Annotated in this window: 3 protein-coding genes; 2 read left to right on the forward strand and 1 reads right to left on the reverse strand. The window is 61.3% G+C overall.

Annotated features, from left to right (window positions below; all coding sequences use genetic code 11):
- A partial coding sequence (locus V5B39_RS21920) for an EAL domain-containing protein (RefSeq protein WP_332344934.1) occupies positions 1–2,306 on the forward strand: 2,306 nt, incomplete at its 5' end.
- 38 nt (positions 2,307–2,344) lie between these two features.
- On the opposite strand, the gene mutY is transcribed toward V5B39_RS21920, so the two are convergent.
- Positions 2,345–3,394, reverse strand: a complete 1,050-nt coding sequence (gene mutY, locus V5B39_RS21925) for an A/G-specific adenine glycosylase (protein ID WP_332344935.1) — start codon at positions 3,392–3,394, stop codon at positions 2,345–2,347.
- Positions 3,395–3,901: 507 nt separating this feature from the next.
- Here mutY and V5B39_RS21930 point away from each other — a divergent pair.
- A partial coding sequence (locus tag V5B39_RS21930) for a flavin reductase family protein (protein ID WP_332344936.1) occupies positions 3,902–4,467 on the forward strand: 566 nt, incomplete at its 3' end.

Below are 4,467 nucleotides of genomic sequence, written 5' to 3' on the forward strand. Positions count from 1 at the left end.
GCTTGCTCGACCTGCCGGTAAACGCCGCGTACAACGATTATTCGTTCAATCATTTCTATTCCGGAGAGAACAGCCGAAGATTACGGGAGGAAGTGCTGCCGACGCTTCTCCAGACGGGCCAGTGGACAGGCGAGCTGGAACTGTCTTCGCTGGACGGGCGCAGTATCCCGGCCATCCATACCCTGTTCGTTGTCCGCAACGCCGCCGGCGAAGCACCGATCATCGCCAATGTGCTGGCCGACATCTCCGAACGCCGGCAGGCCGAACAGGTATCGCGGCTTCTGCTGCAAGCGGTCGAGTATAGTCCGGTGGCCATTGTCATCACCAGTCGCCATGGCGAGATCGAGTACGTCAATCCCAGCTTTACCCAGATGACGGGTTTTTGCCGGGACGAAGCCATTGGCCAGAACACCCGCTTCCTGAAATCCGGGGAAACCCCTCCCGAAACCTATCAGCAACTGTGGCAAACCCTGCTCGAAGGTAAGATATGGAACGGGATTCTGCACAACCGACGCAAGAACGGCGAATTGTTTTGGGAGCAGACGAGTATTTCGCCGGTTTTTGGCGATCACGGCGAGGTTACGCATTACCTCGCCGTGAAGGAAGACATCAGCGACCGCCACGTCACGGAAATCCGCTTGCGTCTGCTGGCCGGAGTATTCGAACACAGCGCCGAGGCGATCATGGTCAACGACCGCGACAACCGCATCCTGGAGGTCAACCAGGCCTTCTGTCGCCTCACCGGCTATGGCGCCGACGAGGTACGCGGCAAGAACCCGCGCCTGTTGTCGTCAGGGCGTTCGTCTCCGGAGACCTACCGCGCCATGTGGCAGTCGATCCACAGCAGCGGCCACTGGCAGGGCGAGATCTGGGACCGTCGCAAGGATGGCAGCGTCTACCCGAAATGGCTGTCGATCTCGACCATCTGCGGCTCCGACGGCAACATCGAACATTACATCGGCAGCTTCGTCGACATCTCCGAGCGCAAGGCGGCCGAAGAAAAGATCAGCCACCTCGCGCATTTCGATACCCTGACCGATCTGCCCAACCGCTCCAACCTGCAGGGCCGGCTTGAGCAGGCCCTGGCCGCGGCGCGACGTGACAGCCAGCACCGTCCGCTGGCGGTGATGTTTCTCGATCTCGATCGTTTCAAGAACATCAACGATACCCTGGGTCACCATGTCGGCGACTCGCTGCTGCTGGAAGTCTCGAAACGGTTGATGGCGAGCGTGCGCGAAAGCGATGTGGTCGCCCGCCTGGGCGGCGACGAGTTCGTCGTCGTCCTGACCGGTGCCGATGCCATCGCCGCCGAACGAGTCGCCAGCAAAATCCTCACCACCTTGTCACAACCCTATCACCTCGACGGACAGAGACTGCACACGACCTCGAGCATCGGCATTGCCGTTTTCCCCGGCGACGGGGAGAACGTCGATATTCTCATGCGCAATGCCGATGCGGCGATGTATCACGCCAAATCTGCCGGGCGCAACAACATGCAGTTTTTTACCGCGAGCATGAACCAGGCTGCCAGCGACCGGCGACAGCTCGAAGAAGATCTGCACCTGGCTTTACAGAAAAACCAGTTCGTCCTGCATTACCAGCCACAGGTCGATGAGCTGCGCCGTATCGTTGCTGCCGAGGCGCTGCTGCGCTGGCAGCACCCCGAGCACGGCCTAGTCCCACCCAACCGGTTCATTCCGCTCGCCGAAGATACCGGACTGATCATACCGATCGGACACTGGGTGCTGAAAACCGCCTGCGCGCAACTCCAGGCCTGGTCGGTCGAGGCACGGACACGCGATCTACAGTTGGCGGTCAATGTCAGCGCACGCCAGTTCCGCCAGGCCGATTTCGTCGACCAACTCCGAAAGCTCATCGAACACAGCGGCGCGGACCCGCTGCGCCTGAAACTCGAACTGACCGAGAGCCTGGTGCTGGACAACGTCGCCGACACGATCGCCAAAATGGACGTCATCAAGCAGTTCGGCGTCAGCTTCTCGATGGACGACTTCGGCACCGGTTATTCATCGCTGTCTTACCTGACCCGTTTGCCGCTCGACCAGCTCAAGATCGACCGGGCCTTCGTCAGCAGACTCCCCGACAACCAGAGCGATGCGGTGATCGCGCAAACCATCGTCACCATGGGCAGCAGCCTGGGTCTCAAGGTGCTCGCCGAGGGGGTCGAAAACGAGGCGCAGCGCCAGTTTCTTGAAGACCATGGCTGTCACGGCTATCAGGGTTTTCTCTTCAGCCGCCCCCTGCCCGTCGATGCCTTCGAACAACTCCTGAACCAGGGCAAGTGCTGACCGGCAAGCATTCGCGCAGGCCGGCGGACTGACCAGGGTCAGCGACCAAGGGACAGCAGCAGCTTCTTGATCGGCGTCGGCAATGCCGCGCCAGCAACATCGTTCAGGGGTAGCCACTCGCACCCGTGTTCCCTGGCCTGCAGGCTGGTCACCTCGACATCGCAGCGCAGTATCTGGAGGGTCAGCCGAAAATGGGTAAACGCATGCCTCATCGGCGGCAGCACCTGTGTGCCCAGCAGCCGGCAGCCCTGGCGTCGGGCAAAGCTTGCGGCCGACTCGCCGGGCGCTTCGGGCAGGCTCAGCAAACCTCCCCAGAGACCACTCGGTGGGCGGCGTTCGAGGAACACGCGGTCGCCGTCGCTGAGCAGCAGGACACTGCTCGTCCGTTCAGACAGCGCTTTTCTGGTCGCCGGCATCGGCAGTTCGGCCTGACGGCCCTGTTGGCAAGCAACGCAAGCAGCCTGTAACGGACAAACGTCGCAGGCAGGCTGGTAACGGCGGCAAACGGTCGCCCCGAGATCCATCATGCCTTGCGTGTAGGCCTCGATGTCATTTTCCGGGAGCAGCGTTTCGGCCAATGCCCACAGCGCGCGCTCGTTCTGCGCCGTGCCACTGGCAACCCCGAAGCAACGCCTCAGCACGCGTTTGACGTTACCATCGAGAACCGCGGCTCGACGACCAAAGGCGAAGACACTGATCGCCGCCGCGGTAGAGCGACCGATTCCCGGCAATGCTGCGGTTTCGCCGGGATCGGCGGAGAACTGACCGGCACGCTCGGCCACGAGGGTTTGCGCACAGCGGTGCAGATTGCGTGCCCGCGCATAATAGCCAAGCCCGGACCACAATTCGAGAACGTTCTCGAGAGAAGCACCAGCAAGCGCTGCAAGCGTGGGAAAACGTTCGAGAAAACGCGTGTAATAAGGAATCACGGTCTGGACCTGGGTTTGCTGCAACATGATTTCAGATAACCAGATCCGGTACGGGTCGCCCGTCTGTTGCCAAGGCAGGTCGTGGCGACCATGCACTCTCTGCCAGGCAATCACCCGCATCGAAAAGCCCGGCCCGGTTGCCGGCCAGGCGTCAGCCATCGACTGAGCGCGCCAGCGCCACCGGCGGCGCGCCTGCTGGCAGCCTCAAGGCCATGCCAGCGGTGGTCGACAAGCGCCGCAGATAATCCCCTGCAAGTCCCCAGGTAAATATCCGCGTACGCAAGCGGGAATGGTGAGAATGGCGGGAATGGCGCTGCATCAGAATCGTCTCGACATAGGGAAGCTGCCCGGTGATAATTGCGCGTTTAATGTAAAAGCTGTGTCAGCGACTCACGAATCTCCCCTCCTCACTCGCAGCCAAGGCGCCGGGGGAGAGGAAACGATCATGACCTGCATGATCGGGGACATGGAAAAGTCATGACCGTGAGTCTGGATATCGGCGCCGGACACGCCATGGTCGTGGCGTTCAACCCGCTTTATGGGGCGTAGAAATACTTGCGATGGTTTTTTACAGGTATCCGGTGAATCAGTAGCCGCGCAGAACTCGGGATCATTTTTGCCAACTTCGAATCTTAACACGCCTGCACAAAGCGTCCGGATCGCCTGATGCGTCCGATACGTCCCCCTCTTGGCTCCTCCCCGGATGCTCTGGAAACGGCGGTGATCGACCTCCCCGGCAGTGATACCCGTCACGCACGGGCCACCAGGGATCTGGTCTGCCGCGACTTTCGCGACGCACTCGGCAGCTTTGCCACCGGCGTCACCGTGCTGACCACACTGGCTACCGACGGCAAGCCGGTCGGCCTCACCATCAGTTCCTTCAACACCGTTTCCCTCGACCCTCCCTTGATCCTGTGGAGCCTCGCATGCGACTCCCCTCGACTCGCAGCCTTTCGTCACGCCGGCCATTACGCCGTCAATGTCCTGGCCGCCGATCAGGAGGTCATCTCGAACCGTTTCGCCAGCCGTGACGAGGATCGTTTCGACGCGCTCGCCTTCACGCCAGGGCTGGCCGGAGTACCCCTGATCCAAGGCTGCTCGGCGTGGTTCGAATGCAGTCACGAGGCGCATTATCCGGGCGGCGACCACCTCATTTTCCTGGGTCGCGTCCAGCGCTTTGCCCGTGGCCAAACCGCCGATCCACTGATTTTCCATGCTGGCCGCTATCGGCG

The organism is Accumulibacter sp. (genome assembly GCF_036625275.1).
Taxonomy (GTDB): Bacteria; Pseudomonadota; Gammaproteobacteria; order Burkholderiales; family Rhodocyclaceae; genus Accumulibacter.